A 22,839-nucleotide genomic window follows, 5' to 3' on the forward strand; every position below is an offset into this window, starting at 1 on the left:
GACGGGGTTGACACACCGGCTCTCAACCGCTCATCGAAGCCACTCCACCTTGAACACCCAGGCGTGGCTGCCCGCGGCCCGCGCGGCGGGCGGTACGTCGATGACGAGGCCGCTGCCGCCGGTGCGCCAGGTGAGCGGCCGCCCGTGGCCGAGCATCGTGATCCGGTCCCCGGCCCGGACCGGCACCGGCGCCTCGACGGTGAGCGTGGCCCCCGGCCTGGCCAGCGAGTGGATGTAGAAGGCCCGCCCCGGCCGGACGGTGAACCGCAGATCGGCGCCGAGCTGCGGCATCCGCGCCCAGTACGTGGATCCGTAGACCGCCTCGCCGTTGGTCTTCAGCCACTGCCCCGTCTCGCGCAGCCGGCGCTGCATGATCTCGGGGATGGTGCCGTCGGCCCGCGGCCCAATGTCGAGGAGGAAGTTGCCGTTCTTGCTGACGATGTCGACCAGCGTGTGCACGACCTCTTCGGTGCTCATGTACTTGTCGTCGGGGGTGGCCCGGTTGTAGCCGTAGCTGAACGGGTCCAGGCCCCGGCTCGCCTCCCACTTCGCCGTCACCACCGTGTCGTAGGTGGCGTACTCGGGCGTGGTGAAGTCGTGCGGACCGATGCCGGAGCGGTTGTTGACGGTGACCTCGATGGGGCGGCGCCGGTTCTTCGCGTGGTTGAAGTACTCGGCGAGCACCCGGTGGCTGTCATTGGCACCGCCGATGTCGCACCACAGGATCTCCGGGTCGTACCCCTCGACCAGCTCCAGCATCTGCGGTGCCTGGAGGTCCTTGATGTAGTCCTTGCCGGGGGTGTAACCGGTGTACGGGAGCGGCTGGAGGGTGTACGGATTGCGCGGGCCGTGCCCCTGCCAGGGGCTGTCCGGGTTGAACCACTCCGGCATCGAGAAGTACAGGCCCCGGTGGAGTTCGGGCGCGTACTGCTTGGAAGCCTCGAACAGGGCGCGGACCAGGTCCTTCTTCGGCCCCATCGTGACGGCGTTACGGTCGGACACCTTGGTGTCCCACAGCGCGAAGCCTTCGTGGTGCTTGGAGGTGAGGACGTGGTACTGGGCGCCCGCGTCGCGGAACAGCTCGACCCAGGAGCGGGGGTCGAACCGTTCGGCGGTGAAGCGGGGGATGAAGTCGTCGTAGTTGAAGGACTCGCCGTAGGTCTGGCGGTGGTAGGCGTGGGTGGGGTTGTTCGGGTCCTGCATCTGGGCCCAGTACCACTCGGCGTACTGCACGCCGACGGGCGCCCAGGCCGGTACCGAGTAGACGCCCCAGTGGATGAAGATGCCGAACTTGGCGTCCTGGAACCAGTAGGGCGCCTGGTGCGTGGAGAGCGAGGCATCGGTGGGGGTGAAGTCCGGTACGCCCAGCGCGAGTTGGCGGGTGGCCGAGGCGGCTTCCCGGCCGCGGCCGCGGGCGACCACGCGTCCGTCGCGCTCGGTGCCCGGGGAGGTGCCGGTGCCGGGCCGGATGCCGATGCGGACCCTGGCCTGGTCGCCCGGATGGAGCCGGGGAATCAGGGCGGGTTCGACCGTACGGGCCCCGTCGACCTCGACCTGGACGCTCAGCGCGTCGGAGGCGAGCAGGGTGACGGTGCCCGCGTTGATCACGGTGGCCTCGACGCTCTGGGCGCCCGAGGCGAGCGTCGTGGTGGTCGAGCGGGCGTCGCGCAATATGACCGCGCGCCCCTCGGCGGCGGGTTGCAGGGAGAGCGCGAAGACGTGCAGCGACGGCTTGTCCGGCTGCGCGGGGCTGGTGACGGGGAGGGTGAGCGCGACCGCCTCGCGGCCGGGGTCCATGGGCAGCTCGGCGGTGGCGACGACGACCTGGTGCGGGTCCTTGACCCCGCCCGGCCCGTAGCGGTAGGCGGCGGTCAACTGCCCGCTGCCGTTGTACCAGTCGGGGCCGCCGAGGGCTGCGGCGGAGGTACCGCCGTCGGCGTAGTGGACGGTCGCCTGCCCCGACGCGTCACCGTAACTGGAGGCCACGAGGAACAGGCCGGAGAGATAGCGCCCCCGGGGCAGGTCGATGCGCTGCCCGAGCGCCACGATGTTGTTGTTGGCCCCGGCGGCGGCGCCGGGGAACACATACGGCACTCCGTCCAACTGCACGTTCCCCGCCGGGAGTTCCTCACCGGGGAAGGTGTATCCGGAGCCGTCGAAGTCGCCGCCGCGGGCGTTCGCGGTGTCGATGCCGTCGTTGTCGAACCAGCGGTCCAGGGCGACCGGGACGGCCGGCGGGACCGTCCCCCACTCACCGTCCTTGGCGGCAGCGCCGGTTGGGGTGGTCAGGGGGCTCGCATCGGCCGTGGCCGGGGAGAGAAGGGCGGCGCCGACTGCCGCCCCCGCCGTCATTCCGAGTACATGGCGTCTGGGAAGTTCGGTCATGACATCCGATGATTGAAGCGAATCGGAGGCATGTCAATGCATCTCGCAGGCCAAGGATGCAATCCTCTCTCGAACTCATCCGATCTCTCACGGCGGCGGCTTACAGCAGTTCGGGACGCTGCCACTCCTCGCCGAGGACGTGGTGGTCCAGGAAGTTCAGGAGTGCCGAGTACCAGAGGCGGGCGTGGCCGGGGCCGAGGATCCAGTGGCCCTCTTCGGGGAAGTACAGGAATTTCGCGGGGACTTCACGGCGCTGGAGTTCCTGGAACAGAGCCATGCCCTGGCCGACCGGCACGCGGTAGTCCTTCGCTCCGTGCACCACCAGCATGGGCGTGCGGATGCGGTCCGCCGCGAGGTGGGGCGAGTTCTCCTCGTGGCGTTCCGGCCGGGTCAGCGGGTCGCCGAAGATCCGGCGGTGGTAGGCCGAAGCGTCCGTGACGGCCTGGTGCGACGGCAGGTCCCACAGGCTCGCGTGCGAGACGATCGCTTTGAAGCGGTCCGTCAGTGTGGCGACCCGATTGGCCATGTAGCCGCCGTAGGAGCCACCCGCGAGGCCGGTGCGGGTGGCGTCGATGTCCGGGCGGGCCTCGGTGGTGTCGGTCATCGCCATCAGGTCCCGGTAGGGCTGGCCGCCCCACTGCCCCCAGCCGCGCTCGTGCATCCGCGGCCCGTAGCCGGACGACATCGCCGGGTCGGGCAGCAGCACCGCGTAGCCGCGGGCCGCGAACGGCCACGGGTTCCAGCGCCAGGTCCAGCCGTTCCACGAGGTGTGCGGGCCGCCGTGCGGGACGAGGAGCAGCGGCGCGGGCCGCTCGGCGGACGCCCCTTCCGGCAGCACGAGCCAGGCGCGCAGCGGGAAACCGTCGTCGGCCACCGTGTGCACCTCGGTCAGAGTGCCCGGCAGCCGGCCCGTCCGGCCGGGCGCCTTGAGCACGACCGGCTCCTGGTCCGGCTCGGCGGCATCGAGCCGGACCGGGGTGGGCGGGGCGTCGACTGCGCTGCGCAGCGCGTACAGCGTGCGTCCGTCGGGCGCGACACAGAGCGAGGTGTACGCGCCGGAGGCGGTGAGCCGGGTGACGGTGCCGTCCGGGTCGCGCCGGAAGACGGGCGAGTGGCCGAGCTCGTCGGCGGCGAACCAGAGGGTGGCGTCGTCGGGGCGCGGCGAGACGACGGCCCCGAGGGGCCAGTTCTCGAAGTCCGGCACGAGCTCGCTCTCCGCGCCGCTCGCCAGGTCGACGCACACGAGGGTCCAGCTGTACGGCTCCTCGTACGTCTCCCTCAACTGGCGGGCGCAGATCAGGCCGGTTCCGTCGGCGGTGAACAGCGGGGCGCTGTAGGTGTATCCGTCCCGGTCGACCAGGCGCAGTTCGCGGCCGGTCGTCGCGTCGGCGACCACGACGACGATGCGGTTCTCGTCCGGCACCCGGCCGTGCACGAAGCGCGTGTGGGCGACGCGCGTGCCGTCCGGCGACAGCGCGGTCTCGGCCTCGCTCACGAAGCCCTGCCCGCCCGCGTCGACCGCGGCGCTGTCCTCGCCGGTGCGGCGGACGAACGTGTGCGGCTCGTCGGGGCCGAGGTCGCGGTTCCAGAACCGGGTGATCCCGGACTCGTACAGGATCGCGGTGACCTTCGCGTCGGCGCGGTCCTTGCGGAGCTTTCCGTGCGCCTCGGCGTCGGCCGCGCCGGGCAGCAGCCCGGCGGTGTAGGCGAGGGCGCCGGTGTCGCGGGCGAGCGCGAATCCGGCGATTCCGCCGGGATGGCGGGCCATCAGGGCGGCCTCGCCGCTCCCGGGCAGGGCCCACACCCCGGAGCCCTCCTCGGTGTCCTGGGCCGCGCCGGGGTCGCTGTCCGCGCGTCCGGAGAGGAAGTACAGGGTTCCGTCCGAGGCGAACGCGGGCGCGGACTCGCCCTTGCGGGAGCGGGTCAGCCGACGCGGCTCGCGCACCCCGGCGGGGTCGATCTCCCACAGCGCGGACACATACCGGGTGCCGTCGCCGCTGAGCCTCTGCACGGCGGCCACCAGCCGGTTCCCGTCGGGCGAGAGCGCGAGGCCGTTGACGCGCGGGGTCGCGAGGAAGGCGGACAGGTCGTGGAATGCGGTGGTGTCACCGGGTGTCTCGGACATGCCGGTCATCCTGCCGCGCGGCCCTCCCGGACGACAGGGCGCCCTTCCGAACACCTGACATACCGTCACATCCAGCCATGGATCGGCCACTTCAGCCCTTATGGGGTCGACGGGCCGCTTGTAGCATCGCCGGAATCGGCGCACGCGAGGGCGCGGCGCCTCTCCAGCGGCGGGACCGTCGCACACGACGCGCAGTTCGCCGGGGCGCGGCACCCCACCCGTGACGACCTCGACGCGGTGGACGCGGACCGCCCGGTCCTGGTCATCCACCAGTCGAGCCATCTCGGCTCGGTCAACAGCAAGGCGCTCGAACTGCTCGGGTACGACGCGGACTCCGAGGACCCGGCCGGCGGCGTGAACGGTTCGCCGTAGGGCCGCACCGCCTGGCTGACCCGGCCGTATCTGACGCCGCCCGCCGGGGAGGGCGCGGACTACCGGGGCTATCCGGCGCTCGGCGACGCGGAGGTGGTGGCCGCGGTCGGCGACGCGTACGCGAAGGGGCGCCAGATCCTCGCGCACACCAACGGCGACGCGGCCATCGACGAGTTCATCATGGCCGTACGGCAGGCCACGGCCAGGCACCGGCCCGTCGACCCGCGCCCGGTGGCGATCCACGCCCAGACCGCGCGCGAGGACACTGCGCCGGAACATGATCTACACCTCGCACCACGACGCCCCGGTGGCGCTGCCCAGTTCGGCGGCGATCCTGGCCGGCCAGGTCATCCGGGTGACGCGCAGCGGCCACGTACTGGGCGAGGACCAGCGGGTCTCCGCGCTCGACGCGGTCAGGTCGACCACCATCCATGCCGCGCACCAGTACTTCGAGGAGGCCGTCAAGGGCCTCGATCGCGGTGGGCAAGCTCGCCGACCTCGTGATCCTGAGCGCGAATCCGCTCACCGTGCCCGCCGACGCGATCCGGGACATCGAGGTCATCGAGACCGTCAAGGAGGGGCGGACCATCCATCCCGAACCGCTCGTGCGGCCCAAGGGGTAGGCGGCCCCGGCATGCCCGTGTCCCCCGCGGTTCGCGGGGGACACGGTCCGGTACTTCGAACGTCGGCCTCTCGATCAGTCGATGCCGGGCAGGATGTGCGGCTCGGCGAGGTCGTCTTCGTAACCCGCGAGGCGGATCGGGGCCGATCGGGCCCAGACCTCCAGGTTGCGGAGCTTCTCGGGCCGCCCGGCCCGCTCGCCGCCGCGTTCCGGCGTCCGGGGTTCGCGTTCTGTCGTCTCTGGTGTCACCGCGCACTCCTTTGTGTCGCGTAACCCTGGGGCGGCCCGGCTGCGTCGGTCTCGACCCGGTGTCCGTCCGCCCGCAGGGCAGGGGCAAGGGAAGTTCTGACGCGGTGGCGCCGGCACTCTGTCCGCATCACGGCCACAGGTTGCAGGCCGGATCCGGAACGGGCCTCGAGGGTTGGTGGACCCGCTGTGGCTACCGTTCGCTCAAGAGTAACCAAATGAGCGCAGTCGCGCTCGATAGTGGCGCTTCCTTTGCGTCAACTTTCCTTCGCCGGGCGTTCAGCCCGGTGTTCATCCCGCCATGATCTGCTGATGGGGTCGGCTGCCGCGCGCGGGGAGGAGACCTCATGGAGCTGTCGAGCAGGCCCGGTCCGGTGGTGCCCGTGCGCTCGGTCGACGAGCTGATGGAGCTGCTCGAAGCCTGCCGGGGGGCCTGGGACACCCCGGACCGCAGTGGCGACCCGGTCGACCTGCACGACCACGCCCTGCAGACCGCCCACCTGCTGCGCCGTTCGCACCCGGCCGACAAGGAGCTCCAGCTCGCGGGGCTCGTACACGATCTCGGCCATCTGCTCCGGCCGGGTGACGACGCGGGCCACGCCGACACCGCGGCCCAGGTGGTGCGGCCGCTGCTCGGCGGGCGGGTGGCCCGGCTCGTACGGCTGCATGTGCCGGCCAAGCGCTATCTGGCGGCCGTCGAGCCGGACCGTACGCTCTCACCGCAGAGCGCGCTGACCCTGCGGGCGCAGGGCGGCGTGATGGGTCCAGAGGAGGCGGCGGCCTTCGCACGGGATCCGCTGGCCGAGGACGCGGTGACGCTGCGGCAGGCCGACGACGCGGGGAAGGTCGTGGGCCTGGACGCGGGTGTCATGGAGGACTGGCGGCCGGTCCTGGAACGCGTCGCCGGACAGCTCAAGTAGCGCTCGCGGGGGGCCTGTTGACGCCGGAGGCGGCACACTGACGCGTGCCGCCCCCGAACTGTGGAAACCGCGGACTACCAGTTGGCGGGCGCGTAGTCCTTCAGGAAGACGCTGTGCAGGTCCTCGCCCAGCTCGCCGCGCACGATCGGGTCGTAGACGCGGGCCGCGCCGTCCACGAGGTCGAGCGGGGCGTGGAAGCCCTCCTCGGCGAGCCGCAGCTTGTCGTGGTGCGGGCGCTCGTCGGTGATCCAGCCGGTGTCGACCGAGGTCATGAGGATCTTGTCGGTCTCGAACATCTCCTGGCCACTGGTCCGGGTGACCATGTTCATGGCGGCCTTGGCGGCGTTGGTGTTGGGGTGCCCGGCACCCTTGTAGCCGCGGCTGAAGACGCCTTCCATCGCCGAGACGTTCACCACGTAGGCACGGCCGTTCGGCGCCTTGCGGGCGGCCTCGGCCATCACCGGGCGGAGCATGCTGATCAGGATGAACGGCGCGGTGTAGTTGCACAGTTGGGTTTCGAGCAGCTCGACCGGGGAGATCTGGTCGATGGACTGCACCCAGGTGTTGCTGTCGACGACGTCCGGGAGCAGCCCGCCCGCGTCGAGGGCGGTGCCGTCCTGGTGCCGGGCGAGGCTGGCGTTGCCCGCGACCAGGGCGAGGTCGGCGACCCGCTGGGCGTCGAGGCCGGAGGTGCCGGCGGGGAGCGCGGTCAGGCCGTCGACCGCACCGGAGTTGAAGGCGCCGATGACGTGGCGGGCGGGGAGCTCACCGGCGGGCAGCGCGGCGCTCTCGCCGTCGACCAGGGCGGCATAGGCGGACGGCAGCCGGCGCACGGTCTGGGTGGCGTTGTTGATCAGGATGTCCAGCGGGCCCTGCTCGGCGGTCCGCTCGGCCAGGGCGACCGCCTGCGCCGGGTCGCGCAGGTCGATGCCGACGACTTCGAGGCGGTGCATCCAGTCCGCGGAGTCGTCCATCGCCTTGAAGCGGCGGACCGCGTCGTTGGGGAAGCGGGTGGTGATGGTGGTGTGCGCGCCGTCGCGAAGCAGGCGCAGCGCGATGTACATGCCGATCTTGGCACGGCCGCCGGTGAGCAGCGCGCGCTTGCCGCTGAGGTCGGTGCGGGCATCGCGGCGGGCCCGGTTCTCGGCGGCGCACTTCTGGCACAGCTGGTGGTAGAACGCGTCGACCTCGACGTACCGGCTCTTGCAGATGTAGCAGGACCGGGGGCGCTGGAGTATGCCCGCGATCTCGCCGGTGACGGACGAGGAGGGCAGCAGGCCTTCGGTCTCGTCGTCGATGCGCTCGGCGGAGCCGGTGGCGGTGGCCTCGGTGACGGCCCGGTCGTGGGCGGTCTTGGCGGCGCGGCGCTCCTGGCGGCGGCGCTGCTTCACGGTCCGGTAGATCGCGGCGGTGGCGCGGCGCACCGCGATCGCGTCGGGGTGGTCGACCTCGATGGTGTCGAGTTCCGTAAGCACACTCAGGCAGAGCGCGAGCCGCTCGGGGTCGATACCGGGGCCGAAGTCCCCCCGGGTCTCCTGGTCGGTCCGCTCGTCGATGCCGGGACCCTGCTCCTGGTCCTGGAAGTCCTCTGTCACCGTCATCGCCGCTGCGTTCCTCGATCAGTCGTGAGTATCACGTTCCCAAAAGCGCCATGGTACGGAGCGATCGCGGTCCGTACCAAACCGCCCGCCCCGGGGAAGCCGGGGCGGGCGGTGGCGCAGGGGCTGCTAGGGGGTGTCCGGGGCCACCCGGGCCCCCTGGGGGTGCCGGAGTCAGCCGGGTTTCCTATGGGGCGCGTGGAGTCAGCAGGTCTCCTATGGGGTTTCCGGAGCCACCTTGGCCAGGACGGCCGCGCGCAGGTCGGCCGGGTCCGCGCCCAGCGCCGCGAGGACCGCGAGGCCCCGCCCCTCGCCGGCCGCCAGCAGGCCGAGCAGGATGTGCTCGGTGCCGAACCGCTCGTGCCCGAGGGCCTTCGCCTCGCGCAGGGTGAACTCCAGGGCCTGCTTCGCGTGCGGCGTGTACGCGGGCCTCGGGTACTGGAACGCGCCGGGGCCGAAGCTGCTGTCGGCCTGGCGCTTGATCTCCTCGACGTCGATGCCGATCGAGGCGAGGGCGTCCTTCGCGGGCTGCCCGCCGCTGCTCGGCACCCCGGCCGCTTCCAGGAGCCGTACGGTCTCCTCGCGGGTGCGGTTCAGCTCGATGCCCTGTGCGGTCAGCACCTCCCAGGCGGTGCTGTCCTCGGTTCCGGCGAGCCCGAGCAGGATGTGCTCGGTGCCGATGAAGTCGTGGCCGAGCGCGATCGCCTCGTCCTGCGAAGCCACCACCGCCCGCTTGGCCCGCTCGGTGAAAAACTCGAACACCTTCAGTCCTCCTTGCCCGTGGCTTTGCGCCTGCTCGCATGCTTTTCGTGCACCGACTGCCTGCTGACCTGCAACGACGTGGCGATGCTCTGCCAGGACCAGCCCTGGTCACGGGCGTTGTCCACGTGGACGCGCTCCAGTTCCTCAAGGAGGCGGCGCAGCGCGACGACCGCCGCGAGACCGACGGCGGGGTCCTTGTTGGTGACTTGTCCGGCCAGCGAGGCCGGTGTGTCCTCAGCTCCCATGCCTGTCAGGTTGCCCTGACAGAGGTGGCGTTGTCAAGGAATCCTGACACCGGGGAGCCGCTCGAAGACGCAGTCCCCGCAGAGCCCGCCGCCGGGGCAGCGGTAGTAGAGGCAGCAACTGCGGCGCCGGAAGGCCGGACCCGGCAACAGGGTGCCGGTACCCGCGAGTTGAGGGTGCGCGAACAGTTCGGCGCCAAGGGCCAGGGCCCGCTCCGCCACCTCAGGGCGGCCCGACTTCCCTGCCCAGACGTGGAGTTCGCGCACGGCTCCGGCGAGGGCCGACCCGGCGTTGCCGCGCAGCAGCCCGTACGACACCCGGGTGTCCCGGCGCACGGCCTCGGTGAGCGGGGCGAGATGGCCGTCGAGCACCGCCTCCAGGAGCCGCCCGGAAGTGGCCTCCCGCGACCGCACGGGAGGCACGAGGAGCAGATCCTCCGGCGAGGTCCGGCCGGCGTCCCAGTACAGCCGGTCCGGAGCCAGGTCCGGCAGTACGCCGTGGAGCGCGGCCGGGCCGAGGGCGATCGACCAGAGCCGGGCCGCGAGGCCCAGGTGCGCGATGGAGGCGGCCGCCCGGCGTTCGGGCGCGCCGAGCCGTGCGGCCACCGTGTCGATCCGCGCGGTGAGCGGCGCCGTCCGTCCCGCGTACAGGGAGGCGAGCGGCACGTACGGGTGAGTGGCGGTCCCGACACGGAGAGCGAAGAAGCCCCCGACCGATGACGTTTCCGCCCATTCCTCCGGAGTCAAGCCTGGTTCCCCTTCTTCCATCGCCGTGACGGCCACCGCTACAGTCGCAGTCGCAGTCGCCGTTTCCTGTGGAACATGGCGTGTTCGCGCCACCTTGATCTGGCAGTTCGTGCCAGCCTGGCACGAATTCAACGGGCCCCGCCCGCGCCCCGCACGCCCCGGCACGGGGGTGATGGGCATCCCGGCCGCGGGCGCGATCGGAAGCCGTTCTTCCGCCCGCCCTTGACGCCCTTTTTGAGCTGCGCTTTTACTGAAAGTCCGATATCTGGGACGACTTTGGTCGTACGCCCCTACTCCTCCGGGAGTACAAGGCAATCGGTGCTCAGGGACGACGACACGGGGTCCGCAACGAGACATCGTGGAGCTATGAGCGCCCTTGTCCTGGCCGTGCTGCTGTCCCTGGTCTCCGCCGTCGCGTACGCGGCCGCGGCGATCGTTCAGGAGCGCGTCGCCGCGTCCGCCCCGAGCAGTGCGTACGCCCCCGTGCGCCGCCCGGCGTGGTGGGGCGCGGTCACCCTCAACGGCCTCGGCGCGGCGCTGCATGTGGCGGCCCTGGCGTTCGGCCCGCTGACCCTGGTGCAGCCGATGGGCGCGCTCACCATCGTGTTCGCGCTGCCGATGTCGGCCGTGCTGATCCGCCGCCGGGCCGGGGCCACCGCCTGGCGTGGAGCGGTCATGGCCACCGCGGGCCTGGCGGGCCTGCTGGCGCTGACCCGGGGGACGGACACGGATGCCCTCGCCATGGGGCAGCGGCTGGCCCTCGCGGCGGCCGGGTTCGGCTGCGTCGCGGCGCTCTTCGTGGCGTCCAAGGCCCTGCGCCGGGCGGCCACCCGCAGTGTCGTGCTCGCCACCGCGGCCGGCGGCGCCTTCGGTCTGGCCTCGGTGTTCACCAAGTCCGTCGCCGAGGACTGGCAGTCGGGGCTCCCCCTCGGCGAGTTGCCCAGCCTCTTCGCGATAGCCGGGTTCGCGGTCTCGGGTCTGCTGCTCTCGCAGGCCTCCTACCGTGGCGCGGGCCTCGCGGCGCCGCTCGCCACGGTCACCGTCGTCAACCCCGTGGTCGCCGCGGCCATCGGTCTGACCCTGTTCGGCGAATCGTTCCGGTACGGGGCAGCGGGCACCGCGATCGCCCTCGGCTTCGGGGTCGTGGCCGCGGGCGGACTGATCCTGCTCACGACGGAACGGCTGAGCGCGGGCCGGCGCGGGGAGCAGGTCCTGGCCGCGCGCATACCCGCGGCGCCCGGTCCCGCCGGGCGCCAGGGGGACAGCTCGGATCAGACGGCGACGCCGCCCGCCCTCAGGTAGGCCAGCGGGTCGACATCGGATCCGTACGCCGGGCCGGTCCTGATCTCGAAGTGCAGATGCGGCCCGGTCGCGTTGCCGGTGGATCCCGAACGGCCTATCCGCTGGCCGGTGTTGACCTGCTGGCCGGCCTTCACCGCGAGCGCCGAGAGGTGCGCGTACTGGCTGTACCGGCCGTCGTGGTGCCGGATCACCACCTGGTATCCGTACGAGCCGCCCCAGCCGGCCTCGACGACCGTGCCCGAGGTCACAGCCTTCACGGTGGTGCCGGTGGAGACCGGGAAGTCGACGCCGGTGTGGTAGCCGCTCGCCCAGGCCGCACCGGCCTTGTGGTACGGGGTGCCGGGGCTCGCGTCGACCGGTGCGGTGAACCCCGCCGACGTGCCGGCCGGCTTCGCCGCGGGCTGCTTGGGGGCCGGGTGTTTGGCGGGCGCCTTCGGCGCAGGCACCGCCGACTTGGGCGGGGCCGTCGGCTTCGCGGGGGCCGCACCGGGCAGGGTCAGCTGCTGGCCGGGGCGGATGAGGTCGGGATCCGAGCCGACGACCGTACGGTTCTCGGCGTACAACTGGGGCCAGCCGCCCCGGACCTGCTCACGGCCGGCGATCGTGGACAGCGAGTCGCCGTGCACGACGGTGTACGAATCCCGCTTGCCCGGCACCTTGGTGGGGCTCGCCGGTTCGGCCTTCTTCGCCGCGGGGGGCTTGGCGGCGGGCTTCGGTGCGGCGTGGGGCTTGATCTCCGTGCGGCGCTGGGTGGCGGTGCTCGGCTGCGGGGCCGCGCCACCCCGGGTGAGACCGGCCTCCGCCGAGCAGACCGGCCAGGCGTGCGGCCCCTGCCCCTTGAGGACCTTCTCGGCGATCGCGATCTGCTGGTCCCGGGTCGCCAGGTCCGCGCGCGGCGCGTACTGGCGGCCGCCGTACGCCTCCCAGGTGGACTGGGTGAACTGGAGCCCGCCGTAGAAGCCGTTGCCCGAGTTGATGTGCCAGTTGCTGGTGGACTCGCAGGACGCCACCTTGTTCCACACATCGATGGAGGCTGCGTCCGCGGTGCCCGCGCCGATCAGCGGCAGCGCTATCCCCGCCCCGCCCGCCGTGACCGTCAGCGACGCCCGGTTGATCCGGCTCGGCTGGTACCGGCGGTGCCGGCCGCGTAAGGCCATGAGTCCCCCTCGAAGGCATCAAGAGCCGCCAAAATAGGGGCTGCGAAGAGGCCATGACAAGGGGTCAGACAAGCGGAGGGAGGGCCTCCGTGCGGGTGGGTCATTCGGCCCGGCGGGTCGGGACTCCCGACGGCACGCCGCGACGTGGAGCGTTACGTACTGTGGGCGGGTAGTGCGCGCCGTGGCGCACGCGCATGGCCCGCGAATCCCTTGGATCCAGGAGCACACGCATGAGTGGAACAGCCCAGATCGGCGTCACCGGACTCGCGGTCATGGGCCGCAACCTCGCCCGGAACTTCGCCCGCAACGGCTTCACCGTCGCCGTCCACAACCGGACGGCCGCCAAGACCCGTGCACTGGTCGAGGAGTTCGGCGGCGAGGGCACGTTCGTGGCGGCGGAGTCGGCCGAGGACTTCGTGGCCGCCCTTGAGCGCCCGCGCCGTCTCGTCATCATGGTCAAGGCGGGAGAGCCGACGGACGCGGTGATCCAGGAGTTCGCGGCGCTCCTCGAACCGGGCGACGTCATCATCGACGGCGGCAACGCGCACTTCGAGGACACCCGCCGGCGCGAACGCGAACTGCGCGAGCGGGGCATCCACTTCGTGGGCGCCGGGATCTCGGGCGGCGAGGAGGGCGCGCTGCACGGGCCGAGCATCATGCCGGGCGGCTCGGCCGAGTCGTACGAATCGCTGGGACCGCTGCTCGCGCGGATCGCCGCGAAGGCCCCGGACGGCACGCCGTGCGTCACCCACGTCGGCCCCGACGGCGCGGGCCACTTCGTGAAGATGGTGCACAACGGCATCGAGTACGCCGACATGCAACTGATCGCGGAGGCGTACCACCTGCTGCGCGCGGTCACGGGCTACTCCCCCGCGCAGATCGCCGAGACGTTCAAGCAGTGGAACACCGGGCGCCTCGACTCCTACCTGATCGAGATCACGGCGCAGGTCCTTGCACATGTCGACGCGGCGACCGGCAAGCCGTTCATCGATGTGGTCGAGGACCGGGCGGAGCAGAAGGGCACCGGTCGTTGGACGGTGCAGATCGCACTCGACCTCGGCGTCCCGGTGTCGGGCATCGCCGAGGCGGTGTTCGCCCGCTCGCTGTCGGGCCACGCCGAGCTCCGCGAGGCGGCCCGCACGCTGGCGGGGCCGACGGCCGCCCCGCTGAACGCGGCCGAAGCGACCGCCTTCGCCGCACAGGTGGAGCAGGCGCTGTACGCGTCGAAGATCGTCTCTTACACGCAGGGCTTCCACCAGATCCAGGCGGGCAGCGAGACGTACGACTGGCACGTGGACCCGGGCACGGTCGCGGCGATCTGGCGCGCGGGCTGCATCATCCGGGCCGCGTTCCTCGACCGGATCAGGGGCGCCTACGACGCACAGCCCGAGCTGCCGAGCCTGCTCTCGGACAAGCGGTTCGCCGACGAGATCGGGGCGGCGCAGGACGACTGGCGCGCGGTGATCGTGGCGGCGGCGCGGCAGGGGGTGCCGGTGCCCGGCTTCTCGGCGGCGCTCGCGTACTACGACGCGCTGCGCGCCGAGCGGCTTCCGGCGGCGCTCACGCAGGGCCAGCGCGACTTCTTCGGCGCGCACACCTATCGGCGGACCGACCGGGCGGGCTCGTTCCACACGCTGTGGGGCGGGGACCGGTCCGAGGTGAGCACCGGCTGATCAGCGGGCCCTTTCAGGTGGCCGGCTCGGGCTTCGTCGGGTACGGCGCGGGGTCCGGGCCGGGCGGCTGGGGCACCGGGTCGGGCAGATCGGGGTCGGGCCCCGGCTTGGGCGGCACGGGGTCCGGCCCGGGCGCGGGAGGCTCAGGATCGGGCCCCGGCCCAGGCGCAGGCCCCGGCGGACGGGGCAGCGGACCAGGTTCGGGGTCGGGAAGCGGCGAGGGCCACGGCGGGGCGGGCTCGGGGTGCGGGACGGTGAGGGTGGGGGTGGTGGGGGCGGGGTGCGAGCTGTTCATGGCGGGGCCGGGGTGTGGGTCGTTCCTGGCTGGGCCCGAATGCGGGTAGTTCGCGACAGGGCCCGAATCCGGGCTGTTCACGTCGGGGCCCGCATGCGAACCGTTCACGGCTGGGCCCGGACACAGGGTGCTCACGGCAGGGTCCGGATGCGGATCGTTCATGCTCGGCCTCCTGGGGTCTCCGTTCAGCTTCACCTGCGCGCGTGCCCGGCGCCCGCCGGTTCAACCCGTCCGAGTCTGCGCACCACTGTCGGGCGGCGGGGTGGGGCGGCGGGGCGGGCCCGTCCGGGTCTGCGCGCTGCGGTCTGGCGGCCGACTCGCAGCACCCCGCCCGCAAGTCATCGCCCCGCTAGCCGCAAACGCCGCCGGACGGCCGACTCCCGACACGCCGCCCGCAAGGCATCGCCCCGCTGTCAGCACAGCCTCCGGAAAGCCCGCTCAGGCACCCACCGCGGCGGCCGCCGCCCGCAGCCCCGGGCGGGGGCTGGACAGGACGGGGACCGAGGTCGTCGTCCGGGTGGCTGCGGCGGCCATCGATGCCTGGGCGAGGACGATGACGTCGACGTCCGTCAGCGTGTCCAGCGTCCCGGCGATCACCGCCAGGTACGCTTCCGGGTCGCCCGATTCGAAGTGCGCCCAGGCGTCTTCCGCGAGGACCGTGCGCAGTGCGACGGGCCGGTCGCCCGCCTCCTCGCGGATCAGCGCCACCGTCGGCTCCAGGGTGGACGCCACGGTCGCCACCACGGCGATCCGGTGGCCCTGCGCGACGGCGGCCGCGGCCATGGGCCGGTCGACGCGGAGCACCGGGACACCGAGCGACGCCGAGGCCGCCTCGGCGACCGCGCCGATCGTGGAGCACGTACACAGCACCGCGTCCGCTCCCCCGGCCACCGCCCCGGCGAGGACGGTCCGGACGGCCTCGGTCACGGCCTCCGGCCCCAACTCCCGTGCCCTGCCGAGCAGTTGCTCATGCACCAGGTGGCGCAGTTCGAGGCCCGGGGCGTCCTCGTCGCGCAGGGCGTCGAAGACCGGGACGTGGACCGGCGACGTGTGCAGCAGAGCGAGGACGTTCACCACAGCTCCGGGTTCGCGGCGAGCTGAGCCTGGGCGGCCTCGATCAGTCCGGCCGGGGTGGCGGGCGCCTCGTCCGGGTGGCGTTCCGCCCACTTCGCGGCGTACGGGCAGAGCGGCACGACCGGCACGCCCTCGCGCGCGGCCATGGCGTAGAACTCCCGCACCAGGGCACCCGCCAGGCCCTTGCCCGCGTGCGCGGCCTCCACGACGGTGTGCACCGCCACGAGCGCGGGCGGTCGGCCGTCGAGCGTGAAGTAGGAGATGCGACCGGCCACTTCACCGCCGTCGGACACGTCGAGCAGTCCTCTGGCGCGGTCGTCTCGGATCTCTGCCATGGTGCGGGGTCCTTTCCGGTGACGGGCGGCCGACCGTTCGTAGCCGGTGTCCAGGCTCCGGCGCGGGTCCGAGCGGGGTTCAGGCCGCAGGCTCTCAGCCCTGCGGGGCGGGAATCCGGGCGTGCGGGCTGCGCTGCTGGTCGCTGCCGGGCACCGGAGCCGAGGCGTCGGTGCCGAGCTCCACGATCCGGTTGTCGGCGTCCACGTGCACCACGCTGGGCCGCAGCGTGCGGGCCTCGGCGTCGTCGACCTGGGCGTAGCTGATGAGGATCACCAGGTCGCCGGGGTACACGAGGTGGGCGGCGGCCCCGTTGATCCCGATCACGCCGGAGCCGCGCTCGCCCTCGATGACGTACGTCTCCAGGCGGTTGCCGTTGTCGATGTCGACGATGTGCACCAGCTCGCCGGGCAGCAGGTCGGCCGCCTCCATCAGCTCGGCGTCGACGGTGACCGAGCCCACGTAGTGGAGGTCGGCCTGGGTCACGGTGGCACGGTGGATCTTGGACTTGAACATGGTGCGCAGCATCGAGGTACTCCCGGAATGAGGCTCCCTGCCTGCTTTTACACAGGTCAAGTGCGGTTCCCTTACCTTACAACGAGACGCATCCGCGGTCGGATTTTCCCCAGGTTTGGCGGACTGACGCCGACCGATTGCCGACTTTCCCGACGTAACGCGCAGGAAGATCACTCAGTGGACCGGCGTCCACCCAACCCATCGGCACGGTCTAACCAATCCGCACGGTGAAGCGGTGATGGGGTTCTTCGGTCGGGGACTCGCTGAGGACGAGGTCGACAGTGATGTCACGGACGCCCGCAGGAGGCGCCGGCTGCACCGTGACGCTGCCCTCCGTATGGCTGCCGTCCGGAGCCGTCCCGAAGGCGCCTCCCCCATCGGTGTACACATTTCCCTGGTCGTCCGTGGCCGTCACGTAGAGCAGAAGCATGCCTCCACCGGCGACCACCTCGGGCAGGGGCGGGCTGACGGTGTAGTGGAAGGTGACCCCGCCCGGCTCCATGTCAAGGCGGTCCACGGTGAGTTGGTGCTTGCCGCCCAGGACCTGGACGGTCCTGCCGACGTGAATCCCAGCCATGTCCTGCCTGCCTTCCCACGCGTCGGCCCGGTGGCGGCGGGGCCGGCCCACGCTCCGGCCCCGCTGTCTGCGTCAAGTGAACCGCGTCCCGTGGTGGGCCTCAGGCCGAACCCGGTGCCGGAACCTGGCAGGTGGTGTACCGGTAGGCCCAGGAGCCGCTCACGCCTTCGATGGCCCACAAGAGGGTGACCTTGTCTCCGGTGGCAATTGTGCCGTTGCCGCCACCCAGCAATTGGTAATTGTTCAGACTTCCGTGGAAGTTGTACCAGCTCCACAGAACGTGCGACTGGTACGGCGGATTGATTGCCCGGTCATTCACCGCGGCGTACGGCATCGACACGTCGACGAGCCAGCCGAGCTGGTCCTGCGCCGCTCCCGTCAGTTTGAACGCCCAGGCAAGTGTTCCACCAAGACCACGCTGGAAGTTCACGTTCGAGACGGGGTGCAGCCACCAGCCCGTGCACAGCTTGTCCGTCGGGGTACGGGGCTGAACCCGGCGCACCTTCGCCAGGATGTCCTCAGTGCTCGGCCTCGGTCCGTGCCCGACGACCAGACCGTCGTTACCCGGCCCCGGCTGCACGTCCGCGGCGGCCGGCGGAGTACTGGAAGCCGCAGGCTGAGCGGTCGCTGCGCCCACGCTCAGTGTCAGCGCGCCCATGAGCGCCACGACTACGAGCAGCACCCGGCGAAGCCCCAAGAAATAGCGTTTCCTTAACACGCTTCCCCCTTGCATTCGGATTTGAGTTCATGGCAAGAGGCCAGCCAATTGACCCCGCCACGCATAAGCGAAGCAGCGGACAAGCAGTGATCCCCATGGGGAAATCGGCCATTCCTGATGTGCCGGAACCATAGGGAAACCAAGGAAATCCGGTGGCGTGCACGGCAAGGGCGAATCGTCGGAGCAACTTGTGTGAAGCGAGCAATGACCCGGCTCCGCGTGCAGCGCGTCAGGGGCGCGTCATGGAGTACTCACCGCGCGTCAGGGAAGTGCCAACACGGCGGGGCTCCTGCCCTCTTCGGCGTTTTCATGGGTGCCTGCACCTGTTGTACGGCGAGGAGCGGGGACGGATGGACGGAGCCGACGGCCCGCGTGTTGTGGCCGGAGTCAGCGGATCGCTGGGGAGCCTCACCGCGCTTCACCGCGCGGCGGTCGAAGCCCGGCGTACCGGCGCTGAACTGTGGGCCGTGCTGGCCTGGGAACCGCTCGGCGGTGAGCTGGGGCAGCGCGGCTCGGGCTGCCCGGAACTGCTTGCCCGGTGCCGTCGGCTGGCGGGCGAGCGGCTGCTCCAAGCCTTGGACACCGCTTTCGGCGGCGCCGGGCCCGGGGTGCCAATGGCGGGCCTGGTCGTCCTGGGCACCCCGGGTGCCGCCCTGCTGGAAGCGGCCGGCCGCCCCGGCGACCTGCTGGTGGTCGGGGCCGGGCCCCGGGGGCGGCTGCGGCGTGCGCTGCGGCCGTCGGTCGCCCGCTACTGCCTCGCGCACGCCACGTGCCCGGTACTGGCGGTGCCGCCCTCGCCCCTGCAGGACGGGATCGACGCCCTACAGCGCCGGATCACCTGGCGAATGCCCCTCGACGCACGCGAGTTGGCCGACTGAGCCGTCCGAGCCACCCGCCATGCGGGGGGCCGGGTGCGGGGGTTCAGCGCGCAGACCGCGGTCATGCCGCCACCGAATCCCTCGGCCCGGGCACCGGCCGGTACTGCGACCCGTCACACGCTCAGCCGGTACGGCACGAGGCAGACGACGACATCCGTCCGTGCTCTCAGCGCCGTGGCCAGCAGGATGCCGCGCTGGTTCTGCAGGATCCGGTAGCGGCGGCGGCGCGGCTCCACCTCGGGGATGAGGACGGCGATCCGCCGTCCTCCTTCCGCCGCTTCCAGAACGTAGTCGACGATGGGCTGCACCAGGGAGCGGTGCGGACTGTCGATGACCTCAAGCCGTACCCCCGGGTTCCAGCGGGCCCAGCTCTCCTTCAGGGCACGGACCTTGTCGGGATCGCTGTGCACGGCGACCGCGACGACCTCGCGGCCGAGGGTGCCGGCGGCCGTCAGCGCGTACTCGGTGAGCCTGCTGACCTCGCCTACCGGCACGATGACCAGGGAATCGGTGTACCGCACGGGCGGCGGCGGAATCTCACCGAGCCCGAGTTCTGCCCCAACTGCCGTGTAGTAGCGCTGGATTCGGGCGAAGAGCAGCATGAGCAACGGCACGGTGGCGACCACCACCCAGGCGCCTTCGAGGAACTTGGTGGCCAGCAGGACGATCCCCGCCACTGTGGTGAGTACCGCGCCGACACCGTTGAGCAGCGCGCGCGGCAGCCAGCCGGGCGGCCGCTGACCGGCCCAGTGCCGCACGAGCCCGATCTGGCTGATCGTGAATCCGATGAAGACGCCGATCGCGAACAGCGGGATCATCCGGTGCGTGTCGGCGTTCACGGCGATCAGGAGCAGCGCCGCGAGCAGGGCCAGGGCCACTACTCCCCAGCGGTAGACGGGTCGCTCCGCGCGCAGCCCGAAGAGGTGGGGCAGCCGGTGGTCGCGGGCCAGCAGACTCATCAGGACGGGCAGCCCGCCGAAGCTGGTGTTGGCGGCGAACGCGAGGGCGAGCGTGACGATGAGATTGGTCGCGTAGTACAGCCAGCCCGTTCCGTACGAGCCCGCGGTCAGCTGGGCGAGGACGGTCACGCCGCCGCGCGGGGCCACCTGGTCGCGGCGGATCAGCACCGCTAGGCCGATCAGCATCAGCCCGAGCAGCGCGCCCAGCATGAGTTCGGTGTGCTGTGCCCGTTTGACCCGCGGCGTACGGAAGGCGGGCACTCCGTTGGCGATGGCCTCCACGCCGGTCAGTGCGGAACAGCCGGAGGAGAACGCCTTGAGGATCAGCAGCACCCCCAACGCCTCGGTGGCGTGCACGGGTTGGGCGCTGCCGACGACGGCTGCGGGGTGCGAGCGCAGCAGACCGACGACGATGATGCCGAGGATGCTCACAATGAACAGGACGGTGGGCAGCATGAGCACCCGGGCGCTCTCGGCCACTCCGCGCAGGTTCACGGCGGTGAGGAGGGCGAGCCCGATGAGGCAGACCGCGAGCAGGTGCGACCCCAGGGCCGGGAACGCGGAGGCCAGGCTCGCCGCACCGGCGGCGAGGCTCACGGTCACGGTGAGGATGTAGTCGACGACGAGACTGGCCGCCGCGAGCAGACTCGTCCTGGGCCCGAGGTCCTTCTTCGCCACCGCATAGGCACCCCCGCCGTCCGGGTGCACGGCGATCACCTGCCCGTACGAGACGACGAGGACCGCCAGTAGTGCGGCGATGACGAGGGTCACCGGCAGCGTGGCGGTCAGTGCCCCGGTCCCGGCGGCGACCAGGACCAGAACGATCGCCTCGGGGCCGTACGCGACCGAGCTCAGCGCGTCGAGGGACAGCGCGGCGAGCCCCTCGATACTGGTGAGCCGGTACTTGTCGCCCTCCCCGTGTTGCAGCGGAACTCTCGGCCGCAGCTCGCGGCGGGCCAGTCCGTACGCCATGGGGAACCTCGCGGGGCAGGGTGCGGATGCTGTCCCGGCACAGTGTGCCGGGCCGACCGCGGCGCAGGCCGTCAAGGACGCGCCAAGGCTCGCGCGCATGGTCCGGAGAGCCGTCCGTGCCGGAGGCGGAGGGTCCGCGCACCGTTAGCAGATCCTTGATCCTCGTCCCGGGCTTTCGATCTTGCGCCTGGTGGAACGCGGGGTGAAGGATCCAGGCATCGGTTCGTGAGGTGTGCGGGACTTGGTCGGGAGAGCAGCGTGCACGGACGGGACACTCGGAGTGAGTTGTCGCAGCGGGTCTCGGAAGCCACTGCTCCACGCCGTCCTGCCGGACCGGCTCCCCGGCCGGTTGGCGCCGGCATGTCGCGGTCCGAAGTGCTGGCGTTGCAGCGGACCGCGGGCAACGCCGCCGTCGCGTCGGCGCTCCGGTCGGCGGCCGTCAGTGTTCAACGGGAGGCCGAGGACGCCGAGGTCACGACGGGCCGGGTCAAGGACACCCTGGACGCCACCGCTCAGGGCGTCGGCACGACGACCGCCATGACCGTCGGGGATCAGTTCATCGACCCCACTTTCAGCACGCCCGCCTCGTACGCCGGAGGCATGGCCGGTCCGTTCGGCTCGGGCATCGCGGCAGGCGCCGGGCTCGTCACCGGCATCGGGGCGATGCGGGACGGCCGGCGCGGCAGGGATGCCCATGAGGTGGGCAGCGCGCCGCACCGGGAGGCCTCCCGCGGTCTCGGCAGCGCTCGCGCGGACGTCGGCCAGAGCGCCTCCGGCCTGGTGGGCAACATGCTCAACGGGGCCGGCGGAGCAATGAACTTCGCCGGGCAGAGCCCCGCGGTGTACAACGCGGTCCTCTCGGCCGGCGGAGCGGCGGCGCTGCCCGCTTCGCTGGTGCAGACCGGACGGTACGCCCGTAAGGCCGCGAAGGCGCAGGCCCGGGTCGACGGCTTGCGCACGCTCATGGCCTCGGAGGCGGCGGAGCCCAAGAAGGCACTGGCCGCCGCGAACCAGGAAGTCGCGGCCTGCCGCGAGCTGGTGAACGCGGTGGACGAGCTGTTCAAGATCAAGAGTGCGACGTACCAGGACCATCTTCAGGAGATCGGCCGCTCCCCCTTGGACCGTCCGCTGGGAACGGACCTGAACATCCTGACGCAGGTGAAGATGGAGGTCCATGAACTGGAGCGGAAGCTCCAGGAAGCCGACCTCGGTCTCCTGGAGGCCTTGGCGAAGCAGAGGGAGCGCGAGGACGCCCGGGACGCCATGGACCGAGCGCTCGGTGAGGCTGCCGAGGAGGTCAGGCAGCATCGGACGGGCGCACCCCAGAAGATCTCACTGCGCATGATCCAGGCGTACGCGGTACGGAAGAACGAGCGCGGCCGGATCAAGAAGATCATCGCGGCCGCGGGCGGGGCCCTGGGATCGGCGGGTGCCGTCGCGGCCCTCGTCGCCTCGATCGCCGTCGCGGCGGGAGCGGCCGCCGGTGCGAGCGCGCTGCTGGCGACTCCGGTCGGCTGGGGACTCGCGGGCGCGGCCTCCGCGGCGGGTCTTGGCCTCGCCGCGTACAAGCTGTGGAAGTACTTCGCCAAGCGCTGGGAACAGACGGCCGAGCCCGACGCCGAGGGCAAACCCACTCGTCCGCCACTCGAACGGTTCGGCAGGACCCTCGCCTTCTGGAAGAAGGCGGGACCGGGCAAGCGCGAAGAGTACGCCTCCGCGCTCTACCGGATGGCCAAGGGCGAGCCGGAGGCGGACGCCGTCCGTACCGGCGGGCCGGATTCGTCCGCCGTCCGTACTGAGGAAGCACGGAAGACCGTCGCCGCCCTCGGACTCGACTGGGAGGGACTCAAGATGAACGACGAGCCCGAAAGCGCCAAGAAGCTCATCGCCGCGAAACTCGCTTCGTAAGACACCGGACGGGCAAGCCGCTCGGCGCGCTCCGCTCCTGCAAAGCGGGACTCAGCCTGGAGACTCCGCTGACCCATGGCGCGAACTCCACCTCCATCCTCACCCCGGCCCCGGGCCAGGGCCCCGACACGAGGCCGGGCCCGAGGCCGGCTGAGGGGGTTCAACCACCGTACGGCTGGGCCCATCCAAAGGGCTCAGCCGTGCGCGGCGTACCGCACGAACGACGCCCAGCCCTCACGCCCGACCGCGAAGCAAGGGCGCGCCACATCCTTGGAGTCCCGTACGCAGATGGCCAGTTCGGTGACGGCGACCTCAACGCAGCTGTCGCCCTGGCTGCCGCTGTAGCTGGACTTGAACCAGGCGAGTTCCGTCGTGCTCATAGCTCTCCTCGCAGTCGCTCACGAAGCCCGGCCCGAGGCTGGCTGAGGTTCAACCACCTTACGGCTGGGCCCATCCAA

At 71.6% G+C, this 22,839-nt stretch carries 22 protein-coding genes and 1 pseudogene; 8 read left to right on the forward strand and 15 right to left on the reverse strand.

The window, feature by feature from the left end; translation table 11 throughout:
- Positions 1 to 30 precede the first annotated feature (30 nt).
- Positions 31 to 2,385, reverse strand: a complete 2,355-nt coding sequence (locus ACIBK6_RS16780) for an alpha-L-fucosidase (RefSeq protein ID WP_399051989.1) — start codon at positions 2,383 to 2,385, stop codon at positions 31 to 33.
- A 100-nt stretch (positions 2,386 to 2,485) separates the two neighbouring features.
- Entirely contained in the window at positions 2,486 to 4,510 is a 2,025-nt protein-coding gene (locus ACIBK6_RS16785; protein WP_399051990.1) for a prolyl oligopeptidase family serine peptidase, read from the reverse strand.
- On the opposite strand from ACIBK6_RS16785, the gene ACIBK6_RS16790 reads away from it, so the two are divergent.
- From ACIBK6_RS16790 to ACIBK6_RS16800, 3 genes and pseudogenes are all read left to right on the forward strand, one after another.
- Positions 4,475 to 4,882, forward strand: a complete 408-nt coding sequence (locus tag ACIBK6_RS16790; RefSeq protein WP_399051991.1) for an amidohydrolase family protein — start codon at positions 4,475 to 4,477, stop codon at positions 4,880 to 4,882. The genes ACIBK6_RS16785 and ACIBK6_RS16790 overlap by 36 nt on opposite strands.
- A gap of 30 nt (positions 4,883 to 4,912) precedes the next feature.
- A pseudogene (locus ACIBK6_RS16795) lies at positions 4,913 to 5,279 on the forward strand (amidohydrolase); the annotation flags it as partial.
- An 82-nt stretch (positions 5,280 to 5,361) separates the two neighbouring features.
- A complete protein-coding gene (locus tag ACIBK6_RS16800) occupies positions 5,362 to 5,505 on the forward strand; it encodes an amidohydrolase family protein (RefSeq protein ID WP_399051992.1) in 144 nt (47 codons plus the stop codon).
- A 74-nt stretch (positions 5,506 to 5,579) separates the two neighbouring features.
- Here the strand turns inward: ACIBK6_RS16800 and ACIBK6_RS16805 are convergent, their stop codons facing one another.
- Entirely contained in the window at positions 5,580 to 5,753 is a 174-nt protein-coding gene (locus ACIBK6_RS16805; RefSeq protein ID WP_399051993.1) for a hypothetical protein, read from the reverse strand.
- A 344-nt stretch (positions 5,754 to 6,097) separates the two neighbouring features.
- On the opposite strand from ACIBK6_RS16805, the gene ACIBK6_RS16810 reads away from it, so the two are divergent.
- Entirely contained in the window at positions 6,098 to 6,670 is a 573-nt protein-coding gene (locus ACIBK6_RS16810; RefSeq protein WP_399051994.1) for an HD domain-containing protein, read from the forward strand.
- 74 nt (positions 6,671 to 6,744) lie between these two features.
- Here ACIBK6_RS16810 and ACIBK6_RS16815 read toward each other — a convergent pair whose 3' ends face one another.
- The 4 genes from ACIBK6_RS16815 to ACIBK6_RS16830 form a co-directional block, all read right to left on the reverse strand.
- Positions 6,745 to 8,271, reverse strand: coding sequence for an SDR family NAD(P)-dependent oxidoreductase (locus ACIBK6_RS16815; RefSeq protein WP_399051995.1), 1,527 nt, complete (start codon positions 8,269 to 8,271; stop codon positions 6,745 to 6,747).
- Between the two features lie 213 nt (positions 8,272 to 8,484).
- Positions 8,485 to 9,030 carry a Clp protease N-terminal domain-containing protein gene (locus tag ACIBK6_RS16820; protein WP_399051996.1) on the reverse strand — a complete coding sequence of 182 codons (546 nt, stop codon included), beginning with the start codon at positions 9,028 to 9,030 and terminating at the stop codon, positions 8,485 to 8,487.
- A 2-nt stretch (positions 9,031 to 9,032) separates the two neighbouring features.
- Positions 9,033 to 9,275 (reverse strand): hypothetical protein, encoded by a 243-nt coding sequence (locus tag ACIBK6_RS16825; protein ID WP_329461777.1) that lies wholly within the window; start codon positions 9,273 to 9,275, stop codon positions 9,033 to 9,035.
- Positions 9,276 to 9,308: 33 nt separating this feature from the next.
- Entirely contained in the window at positions 9,309 to 10,040 is a 732-nt protein-coding gene (locus tag ACIBK6_RS16830; RefSeq protein WP_399051997.1) for a (2Fe-2S)-binding protein, read from the reverse strand.
- Positions 10,041 to 10,385: 345 nt separating this feature from the next.
- Between ACIBK6_RS16830 and ACIBK6_RS16835 the strand changes: the two genes are divergently transcribed.
- The gene (locus tag ACIBK6_RS16835; RefSeq protein ID WP_399051998.1) at positions 10,386 to 11,321 is read left to right on the forward strand and encodes a DMT family transporter; all 936 of its coding nucleotides are present in this window, start codon (positions 10,386 to 10,388) and stop codon (positions 11,319 to 11,321) included.
- Here the strand turns inward: ACIBK6_RS16835 and ACIBK6_RS16840 are convergent.
- Entirely contained in the window at positions 11,291 to 12,478 is a 1,188-nt protein-coding gene (locus tag ACIBK6_RS16840) for a peptidoglycan DD-metalloendopeptidase family protein (protein WP_399051999.1), read from the reverse strand. The two genes, ACIBK6_RS16835 and ACIBK6_RS16840, sit on opposite strands and share 31 nt — an antisense overlap.
- A gap of 230 nt (positions 12,479 to 12,708) precedes the next feature.
- Here ACIBK6_RS16840 and gndA point away from each other — a divergent pair, with 230 nt between their 5' ends.
- Positions 12,709 to 14,151 (forward strand): NADP-dependent phosphogluconate dehydrogenase, encoded by a 1,443-nt coding sequence (gene gndA / locus ACIBK6_RS16845; RefSeq protein WP_399052000.1) that lies wholly within the window; start codon positions 12,709 to 12,711, stop codon positions 14,149 to 14,151.
- A gap of 733 nt (positions 14,152 to 14,884) precedes the next feature.
- On the opposite strand, the gene ACIBK6_RS16850 is transcribed toward gndA, so the two are convergent.
- The 5 genes from ACIBK6_RS16850 to ACIBK6_RS16870 form a co-directional block, all read right to left on the reverse strand.
- Positions 14,885 to 15,520 (reverse strand): aspartate/glutamate racemase family protein, encoded by a 636-nt coding sequence (locus tag ACIBK6_RS16850; protein ID WP_399052001.1) that lies wholly within the window; start codon positions 15,518 to 15,520, stop codon positions 14,885 to 14,887.
- Positions 15,517 to 15,855 (reverse strand): GNAT family N-acetyltransferase, encoded by a 339-nt coding sequence (locus tag ACIBK6_RS16855; protein WP_399052002.1) that lies wholly within the window; start codon positions 15,853 to 15,855, stop codon positions 15,517 to 15,519. The genes ACIBK6_RS16850 and ACIBK6_RS16855 overlap by 4 nt, the downstream gene beginning before the upstream one ends.
- A gap of 94 nt (positions 15,856 to 15,949) precedes the next feature.
- Positions 15,950 to 16,381 (reverse strand): aspartate 1-decarboxylase, encoded by a 432-nt coding sequence (gene panD / locus ACIBK6_RS16860; protein WP_399052003.1) that lies wholly within the window; start codon positions 16,379 to 16,381, stop codon positions 15,950 to 15,952.
- A 199-nt stretch (positions 16,382 to 16,580) separates the two neighbouring features.
- Entirely contained in the window at positions 16,581 to 16,946 is a 366-nt protein-coding gene (locus ACIBK6_RS16865; protein ID WP_399052004.1) for a hypothetical protein, read from the reverse strand.
- Between the two features lie 100 nt (positions 16,947 to 17,046).
- Positions 17,047 to 17,628, reverse strand: a complete 582-nt coding sequence (locus ACIBK6_RS16870; RefSeq protein ID WP_399052005.1) for a hypothetical protein — start codon at positions 17,626 to 17,628, stop codon at positions 17,047 to 17,049.
- 386 nt (positions 17,629 to 18,014) lie between these two features.
- On the opposite strand from ACIBK6_RS16870, the gene ACIBK6_RS16875 reads away from it, so the two are divergent.
- Positions 18,015 to 18,542 (forward strand): universal stress protein, encoded by a 528-nt coding sequence (locus ACIBK6_RS16875; protein WP_399052006.1) that lies wholly within the window; start codon positions 18,015 to 18,017, stop codon positions 18,540 to 18,542.
- 113 nt (positions 18,543 to 18,655) lie between these two features.
- Here the strand turns inward: ACIBK6_RS16875 and ACIBK6_RS16880 are convergent, their stop codons facing one another.
- Positions 18,656 to 20,473, reverse strand: a complete 1,818-nt coding sequence (locus ACIBK6_RS16880) for an APC family permease (RefSeq protein ID WP_399052007.1) — start codon at positions 20,471 to 20,473, stop codon at positions 18,656 to 18,658.
- 360 nt (positions 20,474 to 20,833) lie between these two features.
- On the opposite strand from ACIBK6_RS16880, the gene ACIBK6_RS16885 reads away from it, so the two are divergent.
- The gene (locus ACIBK6_RS16885) at positions 20,834 to 22,381 is read left to right on the forward strand and encodes a hypothetical protein (protein ID WP_399052008.1); all 1,548 of its coding nucleotides are present in this window, start codon (positions 20,834 to 20,836) and stop codon (positions 22,379 to 22,381) included.
- 194 nt (positions 22,382 to 22,575) lie between these two features.
- Here the strand turns inward: ACIBK6_RS16885 and ACIBK6_RS16890 are convergent, their stop codons facing one another.
- Positions 22,576 to 22,761, reverse strand: coding sequence for a DUF397 domain-containing protein (locus ACIBK6_RS16890; RefSeq protein WP_399052009.1), 186 nt, complete (start codon positions 22,759 to 22,761; stop codon positions 22,576 to 22,578).
- Positions 22,762 to 22,839: the final 78 nt, after the last annotated feature.

Source organism: Streptomyces sp. NPDC050485, from assembly GCF_044458185.1.
In the GTDB taxonomy this organism is placed as follows: Bacteria; Actinomycetota; Actinomycetes; order Streptomycetales; family Streptomycetaceae; genus Streptomyces.